This is a genomic window from Vibrio sp. HS-50-1, assembly GCF_024747315.1.
GTDB classification, from domain to species: domain Bacteria; phylum Pseudomonadota; class Gammaproteobacteria; order Enterobacterales; family Vibrionaceae; genus Vibrio; species Vibrio diabolicus.
In genome coordinates this window covers 1-2871 of the sequence record NZ_JAMPZF010000015.1, presented here as the reverse complement: position 1 = coordinate 2871, position 2871 = coordinate 1, and the positions used below count along the sequence as shown (strand labels likewise).

General features: G+C 38.7%; 2 protein-coding genes. Both read right to left on the bottom strand.

From position 1 onward, the window contains the following. Nucleotides 1–742 precede the first annotated feature (742 nt). The gene (locus tag NDJ01_RS08405) at nt 743–973 is read right to left on the bottom strand and encodes a hypothetical protein (protein ID WP_258586553.1); all 231 of its coding nucleotides are present in this window, start codon (nt 971–973) and stop codon (nt 743–745) included. 1 nt (nt 974) lies between these two features. Beyond that, entirely contained in the window at nt 975–2252 is a 1278-nt protein-coding gene (locus NDJ01_RS08400; protein WP_258586552.1) for a hypothetical protein, read from the bottom strand. Nucleotides 2253–2871 lie beyond the last annotated feature (619 nt).

Sequence of the window (2871 nt, the reverse complement as noted above, 5' to 3'; positions counted from 1 at the left end):
GTGAGCAACGCAATACCAAAGCCGCCGCAAACCACCTTAAACACTAAAATCAACGCATAGTAAAAATGCCACGCGTTGCGAATCCCTCTTGAACAGTTTGTTAGTTTGCAAACCCAAAGCGTTGATTTTAAGTTATTTTAAACTTTGCAAACAACAAACTTTATGTGCTTTGATGCACTTAAGTCAGGCGTAGTCTCAAAGCGGCTAGTCAATGAAACCACTTGGAACAAACAACGCCGCAGAAAACGAACTCACAACACCAAAAAGCGCTTTTGGAAAACCAATCTCACAATGCGGACTTTCAACAAAGGCACTGAAACCACGTGAACTTACCACACCAGAGAAAACGTCATTTCAGCGAGTAAATCGGCTTTTGTACCAACAAACTTAACGAACAGAGTTTCAGCAAAAAAGTACGACTAAATTATCCCAAAAGTCGCCGCACCAAAGAACAAATCAACCGTTGAAACGATGCCAACTTGGGATTTTCACCACGCTAGTTAACACTGAAATTGAACGTCGATACGACAATTTCAACTTTGAGCTTTTACTGGTAGATCTTGCGATATAACTGCGTTTTTCCTCTTGCAAACTAACGCCGCATTAAGGTGTGAGCAGCGCTTGGCTATACTTGAGCGAAGCGAAACTGCCAAGCGTTGCGAATCACTCTTAAATGCTTTGTTATGTACGCAGCACAAAAAAAGCGCCTAGTTACAGGCGCTTTTAACGATTCGAACGAATTTTAACTATCTTTATAATGGAAAGACAACTCAGCTTCTTTTAGTTGCAGCTCCAATTTTTCTCGCCACTCCTCAACACTAAAAGCTTCTTCCTCTGAAGCATAATCAGCAAAGGTTATGACGTTGTCATCAGCTTCAGAATCTGGGAGAGAACTAACTTCCAAAGTGCTAGAGTGAATGATTGTTCGTCTAGTAATTGTCATTCTCAATTTCATGATTTCTTTTAGTGACATACTAACCTCCTTCTCCAACAACACCCAATTCATCTGGTTTTGATGACGAGTCTCTTGATTCTGAATCTAGCACTTGAGCTAGAAGATTACAAATCGGAGACATCAAATGATAAAAAGAACTAGCATGCTCTTCTGAACGAAGGATTAATTTATCATCTGAACCAATAAAACCTTGATATATGTTAACCACAGAAAATATAACACCATCCTTGTCCTTCAATGGAATTGAATATATAGAGAACTTACAGCCCTCATAATATTCTTCCAGTAGATTTTGATAATGCTTGGAGAATCTAACATGAGTAGATTGAGCCTCTCTGATAAACCGCTGTAATGCTTCCGATGTATTGGGGATGTATATTGCCTTGTTCTCTACAATACAAGCCGGAGCACCAAATAAATTGGGCTGTTTAGTCTTAACCTCTCTTTGAGAATAGGTTACTGGCAAACACATGCACGGCTCTTCAGTGTTTGACGGCTTAGCGCCATTGGTAGAGACACTATAAGCTCTTTTTGTGTATAGAATTGCATCACAATTATCCAAACAACTATCAAGATTATCTGAATACAAGAAAAACGGAGACTCATTAATAGCGCGACTAAAATCAGGCTCTCCTTGCTTTATAGCATGTTTCACCGCCTGACTATCAAGTAGCACCATAAAGTTGATATTATAGTCAACCTCTTGAGGTTTTTCGTGCCCGTCCCATAAAGCGGCCAGATTAACGATTGAAGAAAGTATTTCTTTTACTTTCTCCTCTACTTCGATTGAATCTTGCCGAGCCAATTCATTTAGTGCAATTACGTGTTGCGATATATGAGAAAGCACTGTCTTAGGAGGCATATTTGACAAATGTATTTTAAGGTTGTTAATTTGCCTATCTAGTTTATTTTCCTTTTCTTTAACTTCTTTTTGGATAACGTAGTCATTTCTATTGAGAACAAAAAACAGGCTCATTAGTCCTATTAGAGACAATATAACGGTGTAACCCACGCCACCCTGCATTTCTGATTTCAACTCATTGCTGAAAACTGAAAATAGAGCACCAAACACTAAAGTAACAATAGCAATATACGTGCTAGATATGCCATCACCTACTATTAGGTTTATTGATTTAGTCACCCATTTTTTTGATTTTTGAATTTTATATATTAAAAGTAGAGATAATAGAAAAGCTAAAAGGGGCCAATGAGAATAAGGTAAGAGTATTTCTTTCTGCTCAGAAATAACATTCATTTCCATCATAAAAGACAGAAATTGGTTCCAATACTCAGTCACAAAATACCCTCTAAATTAAAAATCGCGGCATTATACTAAAATTTGTCAGAAAAACAATCACATGTGAGTGAAACCGCGTATTGGCACAAGTACATAACGCCTTGCTAAGGTGTGAGCAACGCAATACAAAAGCTACCGCACAGCGCCTTAATCACATAAACCACCGTATAGTAAAAATGCCACGCGTTACGAATCACTCTTAAGCAATTTGTTAGTACATACGCTACTTCTATTTATGCGCTCCAAGATATTGAAAAGTGGCATGATATGAAAGGCTTTGAACACTGAAGTGAGACGGGCAGCTACAAAACTTTACCGCCATTGAGAAACGAAAGTTGGCTAGAAGAAAAACGCGCGGAACTGCTCTACTTTCATTGGCTTCAAATTAGAAAAGGATTCGTTCCTCGCACTCAAACGACAGCCCCAAGGAAAGACAAAGTTCACTTGGAAAACACAGCAAAAACGAAGAAGCGCCAAAGAAATAGGCTAAAAGTTAGAAACCGTAAACGGAGAAATCAAAGCGAACACTCCGCATATAGTGCCACCGGAAAGAACATGAAAGGTACAAACTGTAAGGTGTAAAGACGAGCGCCGAAACAGATAAACACCAAAACTGATG

What these genes read in the sequence shown, in the direction of transcription:
- NDJ01_RS08405 (WP_258586553.1), bottom strand. Translation starts at nt 973, where the DNA reads ATGTCACTAAAAGAAATCATGAAATTGAGAATGACAATTACTAGACGA.